This is a genomic window from Ruegeria sp. HKCCD6426, from assembly GCF_057221115.1.
The window spans coordinates 202,726-223,835 of sequence record NZ_JBWVBF010000003.1; the positions used below are offsets into that span (position 1 = coordinate 202,726).

Annotated in this window: 20 protein-coding genes; 7 read left to right on the forward strand and 13 right to left on the reverse strand. The window is 57.8% G+C overall.

Translation table 11 applies throughout. The annotated features are described in order from the left end of the window. Positions 1-50: 50 nt before the first annotated feature. The 3 genes from AC2TDA_RS09840 to AC2TDA_RS09850 are packed head-to-tail and all read right to left on the reverse strand — an operon-like array spanning position 51 to position 1,790. The gene (locus AC2TDA_RS09840; protein WP_480845911.1) at positions 51-662 is read right to left on the reverse strand and encodes a TorD/DmsD family molecular chaperone; all 612 of its coding nucleotides are present in this window, start codon (positions 660-662) and stop codon (positions 51-53) included. Between the two features lie 4 nt (positions 663-666). Next, entirely contained in the window at positions 667-1,239 is a 573-nt protein-coding gene (locus AC2TDA_RS09845) for a DUF3306 domain-containing protein (RefSeq protein WP_480879115.1), read from the reverse strand. After that, entirely contained in the window at positions 1,236-1,790 is a 555-nt protein-coding gene (locus AC2TDA_RS09850; protein WP_480845908.1) for a DUF3305 domain-containing protein, read from the reverse strand. Before AC2TDA_RS09850 ends, AC2TDA_RS09845 begins: the two co-directional genes overlap by 4 nt. A gap of 257 nt (positions 1,791-2,047) precedes the next feature. Between AC2TDA_RS09850 and AC2TDA_RS09855 the strand changes: the two genes are divergently transcribed. Further along, entirely contained in the window at positions 2,048-4,003 is a 1,956-nt protein-coding gene (locus AC2TDA_RS09855; protein WP_480879116.1) for a 4Fe-4S binding protein, read from the forward strand. Here the strand turns inward: AC2TDA_RS09855 and AC2TDA_RS09860 are convergent. Beyond that, positions 3,997-4,725 carry a c-type cytochrome gene (locus tag AC2TDA_RS09860; protein WP_480879117.1) on the reverse strand — a complete coding sequence of 243 codons (729 nt, stop codon included), beginning with the start codon at positions 4,723-4,725 and terminating at the stop codon, positions 3,997-3,999. The genes AC2TDA_RS09855 and AC2TDA_RS09860 overlap by 7 nt on opposite strands. A 132-nt stretch (positions 4,726-4,857) precedes the next feature. Between AC2TDA_RS09860 and AC2TDA_RS09865 the strand changes: the two genes are divergently transcribed. Genes AC2TDA_RS09865 through AC2TDA_RS09875 form a run of 3 tightly spaced genes read left to right on the forward strand, consistent with a single transcriptional unit; the run spans position 4,858 to position 7,090 of the window. Next, positions 4,858-5,919 carry an Mrp/NBP35 family ATP-binding protein gene (locus AC2TDA_RS09865; RefSeq protein WP_480845905.1) on the forward strand — a complete coding sequence of 354 codons (1,062 nt, stop codon included), beginning with the start codon at positions 4,858-4,860 and terminating at the stop codon, positions 5,917-5,919. Beyond that, the gene (locus AC2TDA_RS09870; protein ID WP_480879118.1) at positions 5,916-6,614 is read left to right on the forward strand and encodes a biotin/lipoate--protein ligase family protein; all 699 of its coding nucleotides are present in this window, start codon (positions 5,916-5,918) and stop codon (positions 6,612-6,614) included. The genes AC2TDA_RS09865 and AC2TDA_RS09870 overlap by 4 nt, the downstream gene beginning before the upstream one ends. Further along, the gene (locus AC2TDA_RS09875; protein WP_480879120.1) at positions 6,611-7,090 is read left to right on the forward strand and encodes a DUF6505 family protein; all 480 of its coding nucleotides are present in this window, start codon (positions 6,611-6,613) and stop codon (positions 7,088-7,090) included. Before AC2TDA_RS09870 ends, AC2TDA_RS09875 begins: the two co-directional genes overlap by 4 nt. A 3-nt stretch (positions 7,091-7,093) precedes the next feature. On the opposite strand, the gene AC2TDA_RS09880 is transcribed toward AC2TDA_RS09875, so the two are convergent. From AC2TDA_RS09880 to acs, 8 genes are all read right to left on the reverse strand, one after another. Next, positions 7,094-7,594: a flavin reductase family protein gene (locus AC2TDA_RS09880; RefSeq protein ID WP_480879121.1), complete on the reverse strand. Its 501-nt coding sequence runs from the start codon at positions 7,592-7,594 to the stop codon at positions 7,094-7,096. A gap of 87 nt (positions 7,595-7,681) precedes the next feature. Next, complete coding sequence (locus AC2TDA_RS09885) at positions 7,682-9,094, reverse strand: 3'-5' exonuclease (RefSeq protein WP_480879122.1); 1,413 nt, start codon at positions 9,092-9,094, stop codon at positions 7,682-7,684. Between the two features lie 2 nt (positions 9,095-9,096). Next, positions 9,097-9,615: a hypothetical protein gene (locus tag AC2TDA_RS09890; protein ID WP_480845898.1), complete on the reverse strand. Its 519-nt coding sequence runs from the start codon at positions 9,613-9,615 to the stop codon at positions 9,097-9,099. A 27-nt stretch (positions 9,616-9,642) separates the two neighbouring features. Beyond that, entirely contained in the window at positions 9,643-11,466 is a 1,824-nt protein-coding gene (locus AC2TDA_RS09895) for a putative nucleotidyltransferase substrate binding domain-containing protein (RefSeq protein WP_480879123.1), read from the reverse strand. 108 nt (positions 11,467-11,574) lie between these two features. Beyond that, a complete protein-coding gene (locus AC2TDA_RS09900) occupies positions 11,575-13,359 on the reverse strand; it encodes a sodium:solute symporter family protein (RefSeq protein ID WP_480845894.1) in 1,785 nt (594 codons plus the stop codon). 5 nt (positions 13,360-13,364) lie between these two features. After that, positions 13,365-13,649: a DUF4212 domain-containing protein gene (locus AC2TDA_RS09905; RefSeq protein WP_480845893.1), complete on the reverse strand. Its 285-nt coding sequence runs from the start codon at positions 13,647-13,649 to the stop codon at positions 13,365-13,367. 188 nt (positions 13,650-13,837) lie between these two features. Further along, positions 13,838-14,521, reverse strand: coding sequence for an adenylate kinase (locus AC2TDA_RS09910; RefSeq protein WP_480879124.1), 684 nt, complete (start codon positions 14,519-14,521; stop codon positions 13,838-13,840). Positions 14,522-14,528: 7 nt separating this feature from the next. Further along, entirely contained in the window at positions 14,529-16,493 is a 1,965-nt protein-coding gene (acs, locus tag AC2TDA_RS09915; RefSeq protein ID WP_480879125.1) for an acetate--CoA ligase, read from the reverse strand. Between the two features lie 411 nt (positions 16,494-16,904). Here acs and dctP point away from each other — a divergent pair, with 411 nt between their 5' ends. From dctP to AC2TDA_RS09930, 3 genes are all read left to right on the forward strand, one after another. Continuing rightward, complete coding sequence (gene dctP / locus AC2TDA_RS09920; RefSeq protein ID WP_480879127.1) at positions 16,905-17,921, forward strand: TRAP transporter substrate-binding protein DctP; 1,017 nt, start codon at positions 16,905-16,907, stop codon at positions 17,919-17,921. Between the two features lie 61 nt (positions 17,922-17,982). After that, the gene (locus AC2TDA_RS09925) at positions 17,983-18,612 is read left to right on the forward strand and encodes a TRAP transporter small permease (RefSeq protein WP_480879128.1); all 630 of its coding nucleotides are present in this window, start codon (positions 17,983-17,985) and stop codon (positions 18,610-18,612) included. A gap of 3 nt (positions 18,613-18,615) precedes the next feature. Then, positions 18,616-20,019, forward strand: a complete 1,404-nt coding sequence (locus AC2TDA_RS09930) for a TRAP transporter large permease (protein WP_480845884.1) — start codon at positions 18,616-18,618, stop codon at positions 20,017-20,019. A gap of 49 nt (positions 20,020-20,068) precedes the next feature. On the opposite strand, the gene AC2TDA_RS09935 is transcribed toward AC2TDA_RS09930, so the two are convergent. After that, entirely contained in the window at positions 20,069-21,109 is a 1,041-nt protein-coding gene (locus AC2TDA_RS09935) for an ornithine cyclodeaminase (protein WP_480879129.1), read from the reverse strand. Between the last annotated feature and the right edge of the window lies 1 nt (position 21,110).

Sequence of the window (21,110 nt, forward strand, 5' to 3'; positions counted from 1 at the left end):
CCTCTCCCATTTGCGATCTAGCGCCTTTACTGGCGCTGGCGAGTGGCGGATCAAGCCGCCGTCATTCGGAATGCCTCTCGCTCAATCTCCATGAACACACGACCGGCCGTACCGACCGACGCATAGAGGACCGAGTTTTCAGCGGCTTCCAAATCCGAATAGAAATGCGCGGCCCAGGGGCCGATATGTTTGTTCCAGAATGTCTTTTGTTCGTCCAATGAGGCAGGCGCGCCAAAGCGACCGATGATCATCCCCGCCATCATCTCCATCAGCGAGGCGATGTTGTCTTCGGGTTCGAACACGTTCTGCGCCCGCGTAATCCCGCGGACGGCCATGTCATTGCGCAACTGCGCCAAAGGCTTTTCGTTCAGGAACCCTGTCAGATAAAAACTGGCGTAAGGCAGCAATTCGCCGCGACCCAACCCAATGAACAATGCATTGAATTCCCGCTCGGCCGCCGCCGGCTTGGTTACCTTGGCGACGCGAGACATCGCCTGGATCGCCTGACCCAGTTCGCTGTCGTCTCCGGTTAGACTTGAAACCTGTTCCAGAAGCATCTGATCCGGAGGGACTGCCAACAGAAGCCCGAGAAAGTTATAGAAATCCGCGCGCAGGCGATCTTCGGCCGAAACATCCAGATGTTGCGCGTTGTTTGCGGTCATTGGGTTATCCTTCAAATTCAAATTTCATGCGGCGCGGGGCATAGGGATAATCGACTTCTTCAGCCTCTTCGGTTTCGGCATATAGAACCGGTTCCTCGACCGGCTCCCCCATTGGCTCAGGATTTGGCTCGGGTTCCGGGACTTCGACCTCAGCCTCGGGTTCGTCTTCAACTGCTTCTGCCGCCAATGTCTCGACATGGGCCAACATGCCTTTGCCCACCTGATAGGCAGTCTGGATGTTCTCGAGCACGCAGGCCGCGTCCGTATAATCCTCACCGTAATCAACCAGACCATCCACATTGGCCAGAACCGGGTTCAGTCGCCACAGCCGGCGCAAAGCGCGGCGGCGAAGACGGTCGGGAACGGCTTTTGCCATGAACGCCGAAACATCGTCGCCCGTTTGCAGGTGGTCCGGGTCCGGCAGGTTCAATTCAGCGAGAATCTCAATGTCGCTCTTTTCTTCAAGTTCAGCTTGGTGAGCGGCCAATGTCTGGGCTTCGACGGCCTCGCTTTCAGCCTCAGTTTCAGCCCGCACAGCGGCCTTGCGACGAGACCAGAAATCGCGGGCTTCGGTCATTGTACAACCCTCCGCGGCGCTCGGTAGACGTCCGAGGCTTGACGAATGCGGGCGTCGCCCCGGCCGTCTTCGACCAGATCGATCCGTTTTTTGTCACGGCGACGCTTTACAAAGACCTCGTCGCGATGATGCTGCAAGGTGAAATCCCGCACCCATGCGATCAGCCCATCACTCATCGGGATTTTCTCGACGATCTCTTCACCGGTATCGGCGTAATCCTGACCTTCAAAGGGAGAGGCCGTGACCAGAACGGCGTTCAGCGGGCTATCCCCATCCAACTCGTCCCGCAGGACCAGATAGAGTGACGGCTGTCCGTCCGACAGGTTCACCATATAGCTTTCGGTTTCGTCTGCCCAAAGAGTAAGGGGCAGGGTGGCCGCATGGTATTCCACGGCCTCACCCTCGCGGCGCAGTTCCTGCCAGTTCGCGGGACCCGCGCCGGGTAACGCAGCGACGGCACGCCAACTCCACTTCGCCCAGCGAGTAACCCCGGGCGTTTTGCGCACAACAACACCAACCGGCATTTCGATTTGACTTGCGGCCTTGGCCACGCTTCCTCCCCGAAAAGGCTCTCCCCTGCCTTCTCTTAGATGTACTATGGTACACAAAACGACTGCGTGCCAAGTCTGCATCGAGCGCAAAGGTCGCTATCACAGATTATTTATTCGTTTTTGAGCGCTGAACCGGCGAGCAGATTGGACCGTGATGAAAATTAGTGCACAAATATTGGTTTCTTTGATCCCGCCGCATTGTCACCATCAGGTTTAGGTCTAAGCTGCTTGCAATGGGAACGTGTGTGGGGAGAAAAATGGCGACCAAGATTTTGCTATGCGACTGCGCGGGGTCGCAATCGCTGAACCCCGATGAGATTTCCACGGCCTGTGAAACGGCTTGCTCCAAAGTTCATACTGCACTGTGCACACGCGAGTTGGAGGCGGCGGCGAAACTGTTGCAGCCGGGTGAGCCAATAGTGATCGCCTGCGGGCAAGAGACCCAGGTTTTTAGCGAACTGGCGGAAGAGCTGGGTGTTGACCAGCCCGGATTTGTCGATCTTCGGGATCGGGCGGGATGGTCCGATCAGGGCCATGAGGCAACGCCAAAGATGGCGGCCCTTGCTGCCGAGGCGCTACTGCCTCAGCCCGAAACCCCCAGTGTTGATGTCATCAGCGAGGGGACATGTTGCGTCATCGGCCCCGGTGACGTTGCCTTTGACTTGGCTGAACTTCTTTCCGAGAATCTGGCTGTCACGGTTCTGGTTACGGATGCAGCGGAACCGCTTAGCCGCGCATTTGATGTGGTTCGTGGTCGACTAAGTGGTCTGACCGGTGCTCTGGGCGGCTTCACCCTGCGTCTAGATCAGGTTCAGCAGTTGGAGCCCGGCGGGCGCGGTGCTTTTGGGTGGAGCGCTCCGCGGGATGGGGCCACTTCGCGTTGTGACATCGTCGTCGATCTGACAGGGGACACGCCTCTGGTCGCAGCACCAGAGAAACGCGAAGGCTACCTGCGGGCGGATCCTCGTGATGCGGTTGCCGTGGCCAAGCTGGCTCTTGAAATTGCGCAACATGTCGGCACCTTTGAAAAACCGCTTTATGTGCGGCTGGACGAAGCGCTCTGTGCCCATTCTCGGGCCGAGCAGGTGGGATGCTCAAATTGTCTGAACGTCTGTCCCACAGGAGCGATCACACCTGCGGGTGAGCATGTTGCTGTCGACCCAATGATCTGCGCGGGATGTGGTGAATGTGCGGCCCTTTGCCCCTCGACCGCGATTACCTATGAAGACCCGCCGGTGTCGGCGCTGCTGGCACGGATGCATATTCTGGCCCGTACCTATCGCCGTGCTGGCGGCACGGCGCCGCGGCTTTTGGTGCACGACGGCCACGGGGCGCAGATGATCCGACTTGCCGCCCGATTTGGCCGGGGTCTGCCTGCAGATGTCATTCCGCTGGAACTTAATGGCGTGTCCGGGGTCGGACATGCGGAAATGCTGGCAGGTCTGGCGCATGGATTTGCGCGTGTGGATGTTCTGCTGTCCCCCAAAACCGAACGCGATGCGCTGGATCGGGAACTGCCGCTGGCGCAAGCTATTGCCGGACAGGCGGTGTTGGGCTTGATCGATGTTGCGGACCCTGACGCCCTTTCGGATATCCTGTACGGGCAAGAGGTTCTCACGTCCTTGACCGATCCGGTCCTGCCGCTGGGTAACCGGAGACAGATCGCGAGGCTATCCGCACAGGCTCTTAACCCCGGGACGGAGGTGCCATTGCCTTTGCCCGAAGGTGCTCCTTATGGCGCGATTGCCGTGAATACGGATACCTGCACCCTGTGTCTCAGTTGTGTGTCCCTGTGCCCTTCGGGCGCATTGGCCGACAACCCGGACAAGCCTCAGTTGAATTTTCAACAGGACGCCTGCCTGCAATGCGGGCTCTGCCGTACGATCTGTCCGGAAAAGGCCATTACACTGGTGCCGCAACTGGATCTCAGTGATGCCGCTCTGTCTCAGCGGGTTCTGAACGAGGAAGAACCGTTTGCCTGTATCGAATGTGGCGCTTTGTTCGGTGTGAAATCAACCGTCGAACGGGTTATGGAAAAACTCTCGGGCACGCATCCGATGTTTGCCACTTCGGAACAGGCCCGGATGATCCAGATGTGCGATAATTGCCGGGTTAATGCGCAGTTCCACAGTCAGGACAATCCATTCACGTCGAAACCCAGGCCGCCTGTTGTGACCACCGAGGATTACTTCTCAAAGCGCAAGGATCACTGAAATTGAAGTGGGGCGCCCAGATCGGCGGCGCTGAGGGCAGCGACAAAGGCCACAATTGCCTCGAGATCGCCCATGGTCATCTCGACCGGATGAATCGGAGATGGGCGTTCCTTGGAGAATGGAGGGGTGACGTCCTGGATCTGTGTGAAAGCGGGATGGGGGTTCAAAGCAAAGAACGCCTGAAATCGCTCGGACCAGTCCGGCAGCGCGCGCAGGACGGAAAAAGACGGTGTCGAACCCAAACCGTTCATCCTGTTCTGTGGGCCGATGACATGACATCTGCCGCAATGGGTCATCGACAATTCCTGTCCCAGACTGACATCGCCTTCAACGGTTTGTTCATCCTCGACAGAAGCGACCTCAAATCTGGCGCTGAACGGCGCACCCTGCGAAGGGGCAAAGCTTTCGACTGTGCGCTTACCGATATCGGACAACAACCAGTCCCGGAAACGGATCTGGCGGGCATTGTCGTTGGTGCGCAAATGGTAGGTGACTCCGTCACGGGCAAAGACCGGATCGCCGGGTGGCGCAGGGGACAATGACATTTCACCATTTTCTTCCGCGACAACGCGTATCCCGGTCTTGAGAGAGAAGCGCGGAAGGATATGTTGCAATAGGCCAGAGGCCGAAACCTCATCCGGGGCCGCAAGGCCAAGCGCCTCCTGCGACAAGGAAGGGCTGGCAGAGAGCGTCAGGCTCAGGCACAAGAGAACAAAGCGCATGGCCCAGCCTAACGGCCCACGGGCAAATGCGTCAAATAAGCAGAATGAGACGGAGATACATGCAATGAGCGGCGACTGCTTTTTGTCGATACGCAAAGCGCGCACCACGGTGCAGATCAAGGGGAATGACGCATGAGCATCCGTGATGCGGTTCTGGCGAACCTGAAAAAGATCACCGACCCGGTTTCCGGTCAGGACATTGTCAGCGCGGGGATTGTGCGCGCGCTGAACGTCGAAGGCGACACTGTGCGCTTTGTGCTGGAGATCGATCCTAAACAGGCCGAGCGTATGGAGCCGGTGCGTGCCACTGCCGAGCAGGCGGCGCAGATGGTGGACGGTGTGGCCAATGTCTCGGCTATGTTGACCGCGCATTCCGACAAGGCTCCGCCTGATCTGAAGCCGAAACCCAAGCCGTCACAAACCGGACCCCAGGCTGTGCCCGGTGTGGACAGGATTATTGCTGTTGCCTCGGGCAAAGGTGGGGTGGGCAAGTCCACGGTCTCCGCCAACCTCGCCTGTGCGCTGGCGGCTGAAGGGCGGCGCGTGGGCCTGCTGGATGCGGATGTTTACGGACCGTCGCAGCCACGGATGTTGGGTGTCTCGGGCCGTCCGGCCAGCCCAGATGGAAAGACTATTCTGCCGTTGCGCAATCACGGCGTGACGATGATGTCGATGGGGCTGATGACCAATGAAGGGCAGGCTGTTGTCTGGCGCGGTCCGATGTTGATGGGTGCGCTGCAGCAGATGATGAGTCAGGTGCAATGGGGCGCGTTGGACGTGCTGATCGTCGACTTGCCGCCCGGCACCGGTGATGTGCAACTGACGCTGAGCCAGAAGTTCAAAGTAGACGGTGCTATTGTCGTTTCGACCCCTCAGGACGTGGCGCTGATCGATGCCCGCAAGGGGATCGATATGTTCAATCAGCTCAAGACGCCGATCGTCGGGATGATCGAGAACATGTCCACCCATATCTGTTCAAACTGCGGGCATGAGGAACACGTGTTCGGTCATGGCGGTGTAAAGTCCGAAGCCGAGGCGCTGGGCGTTCCACTGCTGGGGGAAATCCCGTTGCATCTGGATATCCGGGTGGCGGCGGATGGCGGCGCCCCCATCGTCGTCAGCAAACCCGACACTCCGCAGGCCGATGCTTTCCGCAAGATCGCCCGTGACATGATTGCCAAGGGCAACGCATGAGTGAACCGGTCTTTCCCCCTCTGCTGACGGGCCATCCGGTGCAGGGTGTGGAGGATCCGTTTGAACGGGCCCAGGCAATGGCCGCGCTGGGCTGTGAGTCCGGCGCTGTCGTCTACAACATTCAGGCCGACCGTCTGAGGGTTGCAATTGTCTTTGCCCCTGAGGTCGCCTTGGCTGACGCCATGGCGATGTTGCCGCTGTGTGCTTTGGGCTTTCAGAATGCGTTGGGCGCACTCGCCCCGCCTGAAGTGGCTGTGCATCTGGGATGGGACGGGTTGATTTGTGTGAACGGAGCGCGCTGCGGCCAGTTTCGCGCTGCCTCCTCTGACTGTGAACCGGGTGAAGCACCCGATTGGCTGGTGATCGGCTGGGAACTGGCGCTGCTGCAAACAGGCGATGCACCGGGTAAGACACCGGATGTGACAGCTTTGTATGATGAGGGATGCGCTGAGGTGTCTTCCACGCAGCTGATCGAAAGCTGGTCACGCCACATGCTGACTTGGCTCAACCGCTGGCAGGAGGATGGCAATGCGCCTCTGCATTCCGAGTGGATGGGTCTGCTGCGCGGCGTTGGCGAGCCGATTGACGGGCGGGGTGTGTTTCTGGGAACAGACGAACGGTTTGGAATGTTGATCCGTGACGGTGCGGACACCCATCTGCGCCCCCTAACGGATTTGCTGGAGGACACAAGATGAAGCTCGCACGAGCCATTCACTTCGACGAAAGCGATATGAACGTCTTTCATGTCCCGGCTCGCACCGGCGAATGGTGCATCTCGGGTGGGTTCGAGTTTTCCAACTGGGGTGAGGGTGATCTTGAAGGCAAGGCGCGGCAGGCCTTTGCCAATGGGTGGCTGGGATTGGAAACCTTTGGTCGTGTAACCTTTGTGGCGGTGACGCAGATCGAATCCGCTGAGCAAGAACAGATCACTCAGAATCTGGCTGAACATTTTGTGCGAATCTATGGTGCACCATCGGTCGAGGCCGCGTTGGGCGTGGCGCGGGCCGAGTTGGACCATATGTCCGAACTGTGCAAGGAGCACGCGCCAAACACGCTGCTGACCGTTGCGCGCGAATTGACCGGGGCAGGGGTGCACGAGGCGTTTCGTGTGATCACTCCGCAGGATGCACAGCTGGAAGCCTTGGCCGTGCACGGCTCTTTGGACGAATAGCCCTCAGAACAGATCGGCGAACCCGCCGAACTGACCACGTTTAAAAATCAGCCCCTGACCTTTGCGGTACATGACCTTGTCCACATGACCGACCAGGATCAAGTGATCGCCGGCCTCGTGACAGTCGTGAAGGCTGCAGTCGAAACGGGCCAGACAACCTGCCAGTTGCGGTCGTCCGGCCTCATCGAGCTGCCAGTCCGCGTGCGAGAAATCCAGTCCGTTACGGGCGAATTTCACCGCCTGATCCTGCTGGTCCTGCGCCATTACATGGATCGAATAAGATTGGCAGGTGCTGAAAGTATCAAACCGGTTCGAGTCCCGAGCCAGGCACCAAAGCACCAATGGCGGGTCCAGAGATACGGACGAAAACGAGTTGACGGTGATGGCGTGCGGACCGTTCTCCGTATGGGCCGTAACGACCGTGACCCCAGTGCCAAAACACCCCAATGCCTCGCGAAAGGCCATGCTTTGGTCCGGGTTGGGCATAAAGGTCTTTTCGGTCATTGCACGCTCGTTCACTGGGCTCGTCTCAGGTGCCACGCCGTGCCGGGATTGTCCACGAAAAGCTAGGTCAAGTTCACATCTTTTTGGTCAGTTCAGATCTTCCAGCAACCGCCCGTGTTTACGGGTTTCCGCGATAACATCGCCAAAGGTAACCATGCCGCGGGCCGAAAGCATCGGCAGCATCCGGACCAGAACCTCGGCAGTTGCCACCGCATCGCCCAGAGCTGTATGCCGCAGTGTCTCGGGGATGGAAATGCCAAGTCGGTCGCATACCGCATCCAGGGTATGCGTTTCGCTGGCTCCGAACAGAACTGCCGAAAGCAGAACTGTGTCCAGAATAGGGTGTGTCCATTCCACTTCCATCTTGTCCGCGTGGCGGCGCAAAAAGGCCATGTCGAACGGCGCGTTGTGGGCCACGATCACGGCGTCACGTGCAAACTGGTGAAAACTGCGCCCGGCACTGGCGATATCTGGTGCACCCTGTACCATTGCGTCGTTGACTTTGTGTACTTTGGTCGAGGCAACAGGGATCGGAATGCCAGGATCGACCAAAGTATTCAGCTGCTCGCCTTCAACGATTTTTCCTTTCACGACGCGAACTGCGCCGATCTGCACGATCTCATCCTTATGGGGCAAAAGCCCGGTTGTTTCCGTGTCAAATACGACGAAGATCAGGTCAGACAGCGTGCGGTCTTCAAAGACATCATCGCCCGGCGTGTCCAAAAGATCGAAATCGTATACCAGCGGACGGGCATCGTCGGGCGGGATGCGAGCAATGCTGTCTTCGAAAATCAACATATACCCCGGCGCATCACCAAGCGGTTTCATCCGGGCAGTGTAAGTTTGTCGCCCGTCAACGCTGGTCAGTGTGCAATAGACATCCATGCCGGTTTTGTTCATCTTGGCATAAGCATCCGTCAACCCGGTGCTTTCGAGATAGTCAAACAGCGATGCATTTAGTCTGGGATGCGCGATTTGCGCCAAAACCTCAGCTGCTTGCGCGTCGTAAAGAACAATCTGATGCTTTGGTCCGGCCAATAACATGGCGACGGGAATTTCGGTCAGCAGCGCGGTCAACCGCTGCTTTTCGGTGGCCAGGTGGGCGGTCTCGGCAGCAACGGCTTCGGCTGTGTTCATCGCAGTGTCGGCCAGTTGTTCCGCCAACCCTGCAGCGGCCGGGGCCAGGTCTCCCAGATACCGCGCTGCTTGCAGATCCAGCTCTGTGCTGACACCGGCGTGTGCCCGGGCACGCAGCTGCGCCGACAGGCGCTCGATCGGTTTCGCCACGTTGTCATCGAACAGAAGCCAGACGCCGACGATCAAGCCCAGAAACCCAAAGGCGATCAGAAGCCCTGCAAATATGTAGGCGTCCAACAGGTCTGGGTTGCCGACCCTTTGATAGCTGATCCACAACGCGGTCGAACTGACGAGCAATCCTCCGACCGCCAACAGGCAGAAGAACAGGAAAATCCGCAGGCGTAGGCTCAGGTGGTTAAACATTTTCAGACCCCGCAGGTCGCCTCGATGACCGGGTCGCCAGAGCCCGCCACAAACCAGTCGGCGTTCAGAAGACGCCCGTCATCGGCAAATTCTGCTCCATCGGCCAGTGTGGCCCGGCTGTTTTCGACACAGTTTACAGCAATCGGCATTTTGGAAACCGGAGCCCAGCGGCCAAAGAAATACAGATCGACCAGGCGCTGTTCCGGAACACTTTCGTTGGTGCGCACCGACACGGTGTCGATGGCGGCAAACCGGTCCACGAAGGGCACCGCATAGGTCCAGGGGCGATAGAGGGCGCGGCTCTCGACCTCTTGCACAATGGTCAACTCTTCCGGCAACTGACCGCGTGTTCGATCGTACCACGAGTATTCGCTGGAAATGGTCATGGCGATCATGCCCACACCTGCCGCCACAGGGGCAGCCCATTTGGGCAACCGCCCTCCGGTCAGCTTGTTTGCCACCATGACGATGCCCGCAAAGGCAAAGCCTGCAAAGACTGTGCCGATCAATTCCAGAAACATGTCGTCTCTCCGTTCTTCATCCGCATGTTAACCCAGCATTCCCTTGCCGTGGCCGACCGCGGATTGCATCGTTTTTACCACGACGAAGGCATCGCGCAGATGACTTCGCTCAAAGTCCGACAATTCGGACGGTGGCAGGTAGTTGTCAGGCTTTTCGCCGGATTTGACCAGCCGAACCTGGTGGTCCAAGCGCGTTTCCGCGATCAGGTCATACGCGTCCAGCAGATCGTGTGCCCCAGAATGGCTGAGCACGCCTGCCGCTTCGGCAGCTTTCAGGCGCGCACGAGTGTTCGCCTCGGTCAGTTTGCCCTGCAAGCTGTAGACACGAGCCAAATCAACCACCGGCACCACGCCGTTGTGTTTCAGATCTAGCGTGTTGCGATGCTCGCCCGAGCGGATGGTGGCAAACCCGCGCAACAACCCCAACGGCGGCGTGTGTTTAAGAGAGTTTGAGATCATGTGCGCCACAAAGATCGAGTTTGCATTGGCGGCGGCCAACGTATCGGTCTGCAAGTCTGTGAATAGTTCGAACGCGCCGCCGATGGGGCGCAGGTCAAACATAACCGAGGCCAGCATCTGTGCCTCGGGGTTGGGCTTTGCGATCCACCCCTGGAAATAGTCGCGCCAGACCCGTACAGGCTGACACCAGCGCGGATTGGTCGCCATCATGTCGCCAGGGCAAAAGAAGTACCCGCAGATGTCCAGCCCGTCTGAAACAAACTTCGCAAGCTTCGCGAAATAGTCCATGTCCGCATCGGTTACGCTGTCATCCAGCATCAGGCAATTGTCCTGATCCGACACACCTGTCTGTTCCTGCCGCCCCTGTGAACCGCACGCCAGCCACAGATAGGGCACAGGAGGGGCGCCGAGCTTGTCTTCCGCCAGTGCAAGTAAACGGCGTGTTGCCGTGTCTGCAATGTCCGTAATCAAGCGGGTTACGATTTCGTGGCGGTTGCCGCCGGCAACCAACTGTACCAGGAGTTGTGGGATTTCGGCCGTGACACTCGCCATGTCCTGTGCCGTGTTCGCGCGCGCAATCCGGCGCACGAGCTCGCCCGAACTGACCGCCTGATAGTGGGTCAGGTCTGTTTGCGTTACAATTCCAACCAGCCGACCGGCTTCAGAGATCGGAATATGACCGATCCCGCGCTCCATCATCACGTGCAGAACATCGGAACCTATGTCATTGGGCGACAAGGTAATTGGGTTAGCCGTCATGATGGCCGAAATCGGAGTATTCTGCGGCAGTGCCTCCGCTACGAACTTACCGGAAATGTCCCGCAAAGTGGCAATGCCCAGCAGCGCTTCATCCTCAGTCACGCAAAGCGAAGAAATATGTCTGTCGCGCATCATCTGCGCTGCCTGTTGAACCGACGTGTTCGGAGGGCAGGTGGCCGGGTCGCGCGCCATCAGCACGTCAACGGCGCTGGTGGCCAGGCTCTGCGGACCAGCGCGCTGGCCGCGCGAGCGATTGAAGAATTTCGCGACCACATCGTGTTCGGAGATCAAAGTGTGCACCAGGTCGGGCGGTAGCACGATCAGAATGGAAGGCGTATGCGCCCTCGCTTTGGTTGCGGCCTTGCCATCTTTCAGCAAACCACGTTCGCCAAAGGAGTTGCGTAACCCCAAATGCGAAACGACTGCGCCGTTCTCATCTGTAATTTCAACCTGACCTTCATAGATGACGAATACGCCGGGCAGGGGATGTCCCAATTCGTAAACCGCTGAATCCGCCTCGATTTCCCAGACCTTGATCTGACTGGCAAGGTCCTCCAGCGCGTCTGCGGAAAGGGCGTCATACGGGTGTACGGATTTCAGAAACCGCGTGATCTCATCATGGGACAGGGGCATTGTGTGTCTCTGGAACTCTGAAATAAAAGCCCCGCCCGGTGGAATGCCGGGCGGGTACAGTGGATCGAAGGATACGGTCAGAGACGTTAGCCGCCGACCGCATCTAACTCAGTGATCCTGAGCTGCGCCCGCACCACGGGGAATGCGTACGCTTTCGACCAGATCTTTGATCTCCTGCGGTGTCTCTTTGGTCATGCCTGCAACTACGTAGGCAACCGCAAAGTTGATCATCGCACCGATGGCGCCGAACGAGGTCGACTTGATCGGACCCAGAAGCGGATCAGCATCGGTGAACGAGTTGGTGCCCGGAATGAACAGCCAGCCCTTATGCAGGAAGATGTAGACCAGGGTCACGGTCAGACCCGCCAGCATACCAGCAACCGCGCCGGTGTTGTTGATGCGGGTCGAGAAGATCCCCATCATCAGCGCCGGGAAGATCGAGGCAGCCGCCAGACCAAACGCCAGAGCAACCGTCTGCGCCGCAAAGCCCGGTGGGTTCAGACCCAGGTAGGTTGCAACAACGATGGCCACGGCCATTGCGATCCGCGCCGCCAGCAGTTCACCCTTTTCAGAGATCGACGGGTTGATCGCACCTTTGACGAGGTCGTGGGACACAGCCGACGAGATCGCCAGCAACAGGCCCGCAGCGGTCGACAGAGCGGCCGCAAGACCACCGGCCGCAACCAGACCGATTACCCAACCTGGCAGGTTTGCGATCTCGGGGTTGGCCAGAACCAGGATGTCACGGTTGAACTTGGTCAGCTCGTTACCGACCCAGCCTTTTTCTTCCGCAATTGCCTGCATGGCTTCGGACTTGTCGTTGTAGTACTGGATTTTGCCGTCGCCGTTCTTGTCTTCCCAATCCAGCAGACCGGTTTTCTGCCACGTGGCCATCCAGTCATAGCGCGGATCGTTGTCGATCTCTTCGACCGATACGGCGCCACCTTCGATGCCACCGTTGGGCCACATCATGTCGGTGATGTTCAGACGAGCCATGGCGCCAACCGCAGGGGCGGTCAGGTACAGCAGCGCGATGAACACCAGCGCCCAACCAGCGGACCAGCGTGCGTCAGACACTTTCGGCACGGTGAAGAAGCGCATGATCACGTGCGGCAGACCGGCGGTACCGATCATCAGCGACAGCGTGAACAGCACCATGTTCAGCGTGTTCGAATGGTGTGCTGTGTACTCGGCAAAGCCAAGCTCGGCCACGATGGCGTCCAGTTTGGTCAGCAGCGGCTCACCACCTGCGGCATCACCGAACAGACCCAGCGCCGGAACCGGATTTCCGGTCAGCTGCAGCGAGATAAAGATCGCCGGGATGGTGTAGGCGGTGATCAGCACGCAGTACTGAGCGACCTGAGTGTAGGTCACGCCCTTCATCCCACCAAACACCGCATAAGCAAACACAACGCCCGCGCCGATCAGCAGACCGGTGGTGTTCGATACCTCGAGGAAGCGGCCAAAGGCCACGCCAACGCCGGTCATCTGACCAATAACGTAGGTCACCGACGCCACGATCAGACAGATCACCGCAACGATACGTGCGGTCTGGCTGTAGAAGCGATCACCGATGAATTCAGACACGGTGTATTTGCCGAACTTCCGCAGGTAAGGCGCAAGCAAAAGTGCCAGCAGCACGTAGCCGCCAGTCCAGCCCATCAGGAACGAGCTGTTGTCGTAGCCGGTAAAGGCGATCAGGCCCGCCATCGAGATGAACGAAGCTGCCGACATCCAGTCAGCCGCTGTCGCCATACCGTTGGTGACCGGGTGGATGCCGCGACCCGCGGCGTAGAATTCAGATGTGGAACCCGCGCGGGCCCAGATCGCGATGCCGATGTAAAGCGCAAAGGACGCGCCAACAAACAGCAGGTTAATGGTAAACTGGTCCATGCTGCTTAGTCCTCCTCAACACCGTATTCGGCGTCCAGCTTGTTCATGCGCCAGGCGTAGTTGAAGATCAGCACCAGAAAGACCAGAATCGATCCTTGCTGAGCGAACCAAAAGCCCAGATCGGTGCCGCCAACGGCGATACCGGACAGCAATGGACGCAGCAGAATGCCGAATCCAAACGACACCAGCGCCCATATCGCGAGGCTGATGTAGATGAGGCGCAGGTTGGCTTGCCAATAACCCTTATCGGCGTCGGCAGCCTGCGCGGAGTTTGTCGAATTATCCGCCATTGCGGGTTCCTCCTTCGCTTCCTCGTTGGCGACCCGGAGCAATACTCCTCCAGTGCGTCGGGTCGCTTCTCGATTGTGCCAAACGCCTGGTTGGCGTCGGGCAAAACTCCACTGGTCCGCCAAGGCGGGGCCTATGAAGTATTCTGTTGTAGGATCAAAGCCCGGAGTGTTGGGCTTATCTCCTCCCCTTAACTCATCGCGTCGCCGACGATCTCTTCCAGATCGCGTGCAATGTTTTCGATCTTGCCCATGGCGTCGGTGCGTTTCAGCACACCATGGTTCTGGTAGTAGTCGATCAGCGGCGCGGTTTGTGCGTGATAAGCCTCAAGACGAGAGGCCACCGTTTCGGCATTATCATCGGCGCGGCGCTTGAATTCGGTATGGCCGCAATTGTCGCATTTGCCCTCTTCGGCAGGTTGTTTGAACGTGTCATGGAACCCTTCGCCGCAACCTGCACAGGTGTAACGACCCGAGATACGGGTCACCATTTCAGCGTCTTCAACCTCGAGGCTGATGGCCGCGTTGATCTTTTGGTTTGCCGAGGCCAGCAAGCCATCCAGGGCTTCGGCCTGAACTGTGGTGCGCGGAAAACCGTCCAGAATGACGCCCTTGGCGCAGTCCGGTTGGGCCATGCGGTCACGCAGGATGGCGATGACGATCCCGTCACTGACCAGATCGCCGGCTTCCATGACGGCTTGCGCCGCTTTTCCGGCTTCAGTTCCCGCTGCGACGGCTTCGCGCAGCAGATCGCCAGTGCTGAGTTGAACCAGACCGAACTTGTCTTCGAGCATACGGGCCTGTGTACCCTTCCCGGCACCCGGAGGGCCGAGAAGGATCAGAACAGTGGGTGTGGTGATTGTGGCAGCGTCCATCACATCCTCACTTGCCTGCACGGTTTTCGATCAGGTCTTCGACCACCGACGGATCGGCGAGTGTCGAAGTATCACCCAGCGAGCCAAAATCGTTCTCGGCAATCTTGCGCAGGATACGGCGCATGATCTTGCCCGAACGGGTCTTCGGCAGGCCCGGCGCCCACTGGATCACATCGGGGCTGGCTATAGGTCCGATCTCGGTCCGGACCCATGTGCGCAGCTCTTTGATCAACTCATCGCTGGGTTCGCGGTCGTTCATCAGGGTGACGTAGCAATAGATGCCTTGCCCTTTGATTTCGTGCGGATAGCCAACAACAGCGGCCTCGGCAACGGCGGCATGTGCTACCAGCGCGCTTTCAACCTCGGCTGTGCCCATGCGGTGACCCGAGACGTTGATCACGTCATCTACGCGCCCGGTGATCCAGTAATCGCCATCATCGTCGCGGCGGCAGCCGTCGCCAGTGAAGTAATAGCCCTTGTAGTCGGCGAAATACGTCTTCTGGAACCGCTCATGATCGCCCCAGACGGTACGCATCTGGCCGGGCCAGCTGTCCTTGATGCAGAGCACACCTTCGACTCCGTTGCCCTGGATCTCGACACCCGATTGCGGGTCTAGAACCACCGGCTGAATGCCGAAGAAAGGTTTCATGGCCGAGCCAGGCTTCATCGCGTGTGCACCCGGAAGCGGCGTCATCAGATGGCCGCCGGTTTCGGTCTGCCACCAGGTGTCGACGATGGGGCAGCGGCCGCCACCGACAACTTCGTTGTACCAATTCCATGCCTCAGGATTGATCGGCTCGCCGACCGTGCCCAATGTGCGCAGATCGCTCAGATCGCATTTCTCGACCCATTCGTTGCCTTGCCCCATCAGGGCGCGCAGCGCGGTCGGGGCGGTGTAGAACTGGTTGACCTTGTGCTTTTCGCAAACCTGCCAGAATCGGCTGGCATCGGGGTAGGTCGGCACACCTTCGAACATCAGCGTTGTCGCGCCGTTGGCCAGCGGACCGTATACGATGTAACTGTGGCCGGTGACCCAGCCTACATCCGCCGTGCACCAGTAGACATCACCTTCGTGATAGTCGAAGGTGATCTCATGCGTCAGAGCGGCATAGACCAGATACCCGCCCGTCGTGTGTACAACGCCTTTGGGTTGGCCGGTCGAACCTGAGGTATACAGAATGAACAGAGGATCTTCTGCACTCATCTCGGCGGGTGCACAGTAGTCATCCGCCTCGAGCGCCATTTCGTTGTAGTCATAGTCGCGGCCATCGATCCATGTGGTCTGACCACCGGTACGCTTGACGACCAAACACTTCACTGTGTCCTTGCAGTGCAGCAGTGCCGCGTCGGCATTTGATTTAAGCGGCGTTTTGCGCCCACCGCGCGGAGCCTCATCGGCGGTGATTACAACTTTTGCGTCGCAGCCATTGATCCGCGCGGCCAGAGCGTCAGGCGAGAAGCCTGCGAAAACGATCGAGTGGATCGCGCCGATCCGGGCGCAGGCCAGCATGGCATATGCAGCTTCGGGGATCATCGGCAGATAGATGACGACACGGTCACCCTTACGCACGCCCATCGATTCCAAAATGTTGGCCATCCGGCAGGTGCGGCGGTGCAGTTCGGCATAGGTAATGTGCTCGGCGGCATCGTTTGGATCATCCGGTTCCCAGATGATCGCGGTTTGATCGCCCCGTGTTTTCAGGTGTCGATCCAGGCAGTTGGCCGAAACGTTCAACGTGCCATCGGCATACCAGTTGATCTTAACCGACCCGAAGTCGTAATTGACGTCCTTGACCTGCGTGTATGGCTTGATCCAGTCAACCCGTTTGCCGTGTTCGCCCCAAAATGCATCAGGATCACTCACCGAGGCCGCATACATGTCGGCGTACTTGTCAGCATCGACATGGGCGCGCGCGACGGTTTCTGCGGATGGCGGATAGGTATTGGCATCTGCCTGGGCAGCGGTAGTCATTTTTGAGGCTCCTCCCTCTGGACTGGATGATATTGGACCGTTTTGCTCGCCGATTAGGCAAAGTCGACCCTGTTCCTCCCCAACTTTGGATAATACGGAGTTCTGAAAAGAAATAAATAAATTGCCGTAATCCTTGGATTTGTTTGTAAACAAATTTTTGAAGGCCAGGGAATTTTGTAAATAAATACTGATGTGCGTTAAAAAATAACACAAAAACAATTGCTAACCTGTAAAAAAATCTATCACGTCAGGCTACCTATTTTGTGCGTGCCGGTCAGGGCTAGCGCTCTTTGTCTAGCTGAATTGTCTAAACTGGCACGTTTCCGATGCAGGGGTTGGCACATCCTAAGGTTGGCGCTAGCTTTACCTCCAAGCGCCTCGGGAGGGGGCGCACCAAAGGGAGAAATCATTATGAACAAGATGTTGAGCGGTGCAGCTGTCGCCGCCCTGAGCATGTCGTTTGTTACCCAAGCGGCTGCAACCGAATGGAATGCTTCGGTTTGGGGTAAGCGCCGGGCCTTTACCGAACATGTGGAAAAGCTGGCTGAGCTGGTCAGCGAAAAGACTAACGGTGACTTCACCATCAATGTCAGCTACGGCGGTTTGTCCAAACCGCGTGAAAACCTGGACGGAATCGAAATCGGCGCCTTTGAAATGGCACAGTTTTGCGCGGGTTATCATCGCGACAAAAACCGGGCGATCACCGTCCTGGAATTGCCGTTTCTCGGCGTGAATACGCTGGACGAAGAGGTGGCGGTCAGCCACGCTGTCTATGATCACCCGGCGGTAAAAGACGAGATGGCGCAGTGGAACGCCCGGATCATTATGACTTCGCCTATGCCACAGTACAATCTGGTCGGTACCGGTGATGCACGTGACGAACTAGCAGATTTCGAAGGAATGCGCGTGCGCGCCACAGGTGGTTTGGGTCAGGCGTTCGAAGCCGTAGGCGGTGTGCCGACATCCGTGCCTGCAACCGAAGCCTACAATGCTATGGAGTCTGGCGTTGTCGATACCGTGGCCTTTGCCCAGCACGCGCATCTGTCCTTTGGTACGATCAATGAGGCTGATTGGTGGACAGCGAACCTGAACCCGGGGACGGTTAATTGCCCGGTTGTTGTGAATATCGAAGCCTATGAATCCCTACCTGCCGAGCACCTTGAAGCTTTGAACAGCTCGATTGATGAAGCCATTGACCATTACCTGGCCAACTATGGTGGTCTGTTAGAGCAATGGGACAGTGTCTTGGACGAGAAGGGCGTCCAAAAAGTGATGATCGACGACGCCGTGATCGAAGAGTTCCGCGCCAAGGCGGCGGACCCGATCCGCGAGAAGTGGATTGAAGATATGTCCGCTCAGGGCTTGCCAGCTCAGGATCTCTACGATCTGGTTCAAGCTACGCTGAAACAACAGCGCGGCGGCAACTAGACTTCCAGACCGGGTGCCACCTGGCACCCGGGTTTTTCTTTTTAGGTAGAGGGTCACGGGGATGGCAGGACAGGCCACGGTGCTGGAAGACGGCAGTCTTCTCAGCCGTCTGGATCAGCGACTATTGAGATTTGAGCTGCTTTTGGCATTGATCAGCGGGTTTGCGGTGTTCGGGCTGATGGTTCTGGCGGTCGTGTCTGTTAGCGGACGTAATGCCTTGAACGCGCCATTGCCGGGTTATGTGGACTGGATCGAGCAGGCCATGCCCCTGATTGCCTTTTTGGGCATTTCTTTCGTTCAACGCGATGGCGGACACATTCGCATGGACATCGTGATCTCACGCCTGACCGGGCGGGCACTATGGTTTTTCGAATTGATTTCGATCCTGCTGATCCTCGCTTTGATGCTGGCGCTGGTGTGGGGCAGTTGGGCTCATTTCGACCGGTCCTTTGACTTTGGTGCACCTCTTTGGAGCAGAGACAGCTCGATCGACATTGGTATTCCGATCTGGCCTGCCAAGCTGCTTGCCCCCATAGCCTTCTCCGTTTTGTCCGCACGTTTAGTTCTGCAAGCATGGGGTTATGGCCGCGCTTTCGTTTTGGGGCTGGAAACACCGGTTGCCGTCCCGCTGATACAGGACGCTGCGGCGCAAGCAGCGGCAGAGGCTGAACAGTTCGAAGGGCGCTCATAACTCATGGACACGATAGAAATCGGACTTTGGGTCACGGGCGGCATGTTGGCTCTGGTCGTGGTCGGGATGCGCGTGGCGTTTGCTGCCGGACTTGCCGGGCTTGTCGGACTGATTTGGATATTCTGGGCCAAGTTCGGCTATGATCCGGGGCGGTTCGGAAAGGCGGTCACGGTCGCCGTCAAAACAGCAGGGCAGGTGCCTCATTCCAAGGTCGCTTCCCATACGCTTAGCCTGATTCCAACCTTTATCCTGATCGGTTATCTGGCCTATTATGCGGGGCTGACCCGGGCCTTGTTCGAAGCCGCCAAACGCTGGGTGGCATGGGTGCCGGGTGGGCTGGCAGTGTCGACCATTTTCGCCACCGCCGGGTTTGCTGCGGTGTCGGGTGCTTCGGTCGCAACGTCGGCAGTGTTCGCTCGGATAGCTATCCCAGAGATGCTGGCCGTGGGATATAACAAACGCTTTGCCGCTGGCGTGGTCGCCGCAGGAGGGACGTTGGCTTCGTTGATCCCGCCCTCTGCAATTCTTGTAATCTATGCCATTATTGTCGAACAGGACGTAGGAAAGCTGCTGCTTGCAGGCTTCATCCCAGGGGCTTTTTCGGCGGTGATTTACGGATTGTTGATCGTCGGAATTGCCGTGATTTTCAAATCCGTTGGCCCTCCCGTGACTGGGTTTACATGGAAAGAACGCTTTGCCGCTTTGCCGGGCGCATTGCCGATCGTAGCTGTCATCCTGATCATCATCTGCTTTGTCTATAACCCGTTCGGTGAAAAGGCATGGGGCACTCCAACCGAAGGTGGCGCCATCGGCGCCTTTATCGTCTTCTGTTTTGCCCTGTTCCATGGCATGCGTTGGCCCCAGTTCAAATCGGCACTGCTGGAAACCGCCAAGCTAACCGCCATGATCTTTGCGATCATCTGGGGTGTTCTGATCTACGTGCGCTTTCTTGGGTTCGCCGACTTGCCTGGCGCGTTCTCCGACTGGATCACGTCACTGCAGATGTCGCCCATGCTGATCCTGATCTGTATCCTGCTTGCCTACGCGGTGCTGGGCATGTTCATGGACGCAATCGGAATGCTGCTGCTGACCTTGCCGGTCGTCTATCCTGCAGTCATGGCCCTGAATGGCGGCGAGGCAGTATCGGCCGCCGACAGCGCCTTTGGTATGTCGGGCCCGATGTGTGCGATCTGGTTTGGCATTTTAGTTGTGAAAATGGCTGAGTTCTGCCTGATCACGCCCCCTATCGGCCTGAACTGTTTTGTCGTGGCGGGTGTGCGCCCTGATTTGAGTGTTCAGGACGTCTTCAAGGGTGTTACCCCGTTTTTCGTAGCGGATGCTCTGACTATAGCTCTGCTCGTGGCATTCCCGGGCATCGTCCTCTACCTGCCGTCACTGGCCGGATAAAAAAGACCCCAGCGAAAAGCTGGGGTCAGTCAGTCGTCAGAGCGGGTTCTTAGCTTGCCCGCATCAACATCCCAAAAAGGTCTCGTGGATCGTTAGGGTCTGCCAGCATGTCTAGAGTTTCATAGAAATCAGTGCCTTCAATGGCAGTCTTGATGTATCGAAGCGCCGAGAAATCCTCGATAGCAAATCCGACGCTATCGAAAAGAGTAATCTGGCGATCATCGGTGCGGCCTTTGGCTTGCCCGGTCATGACTTGCCACATCTCAGTGACGGGGTGATCAGCTTCCAAAGCCTGAATTTCACCCTCGATCCTTGTCTGCTCCGGATACTCCACGAAGATGTCTGATCGTAGAAGGATGTCCCGGTGCAACTCGGTTTTGCCAGGGCAGTCGCCCCCGATCGCGTTGATGTGTACGCCGGGTCCAACCATGTTATCTGTCAGGATCGTTGCGTATTTCTTGTCCGCCGTGCAGGTCGTGATGATCTGAGCGCCCTCGATAGCGTCTTCGGGGGTTTTGCAGGAGACAACCGTCAAGCCTTTTCCCGCAAGGTTCGCCGCGCATTTGGCGGTCGCATTGTGGTCCGTATCATAAAGACGGACTGTATCGATTCCGCACATCGCCTTGAACGCAAGACACTGGAATTCGGATTGCGCTCCGTTACCGATCATCGCCATAGTTGTGGCAGATTTCGGTGCCAGGTACTTGCCAACCATCGCCGATGTGGCCGCGGTACGCAAAGCCGTTAGCATAGTCATCTCAGTCAGCAGAGTGGGGTAGCCCGTATAGACATCTGCCAGCAGGCCAAAGGCTGTCACCGTTTGCAATCCTTCGGACGTATTCTTTGGGTGACCGTTGACATATTTGAACCCGTAGGCCTCGCCATCCGAAGTCGGCATCAACTCAATCACCCCATGAGGTGAATGAGCCGGGATGCGAGGGGTCTTGTCGAAGCTTTCCCAACGTTTGAAGTCAGCCTCGATCTGGGCGGCGATCTGGGTGATCATCGCCTCGACGCCGATGTGGTGAACCAACCGCATCATGTTGTCGACGGAAACGAATGGAACAAGCGCCTTGTCAGAAGGTTGCATG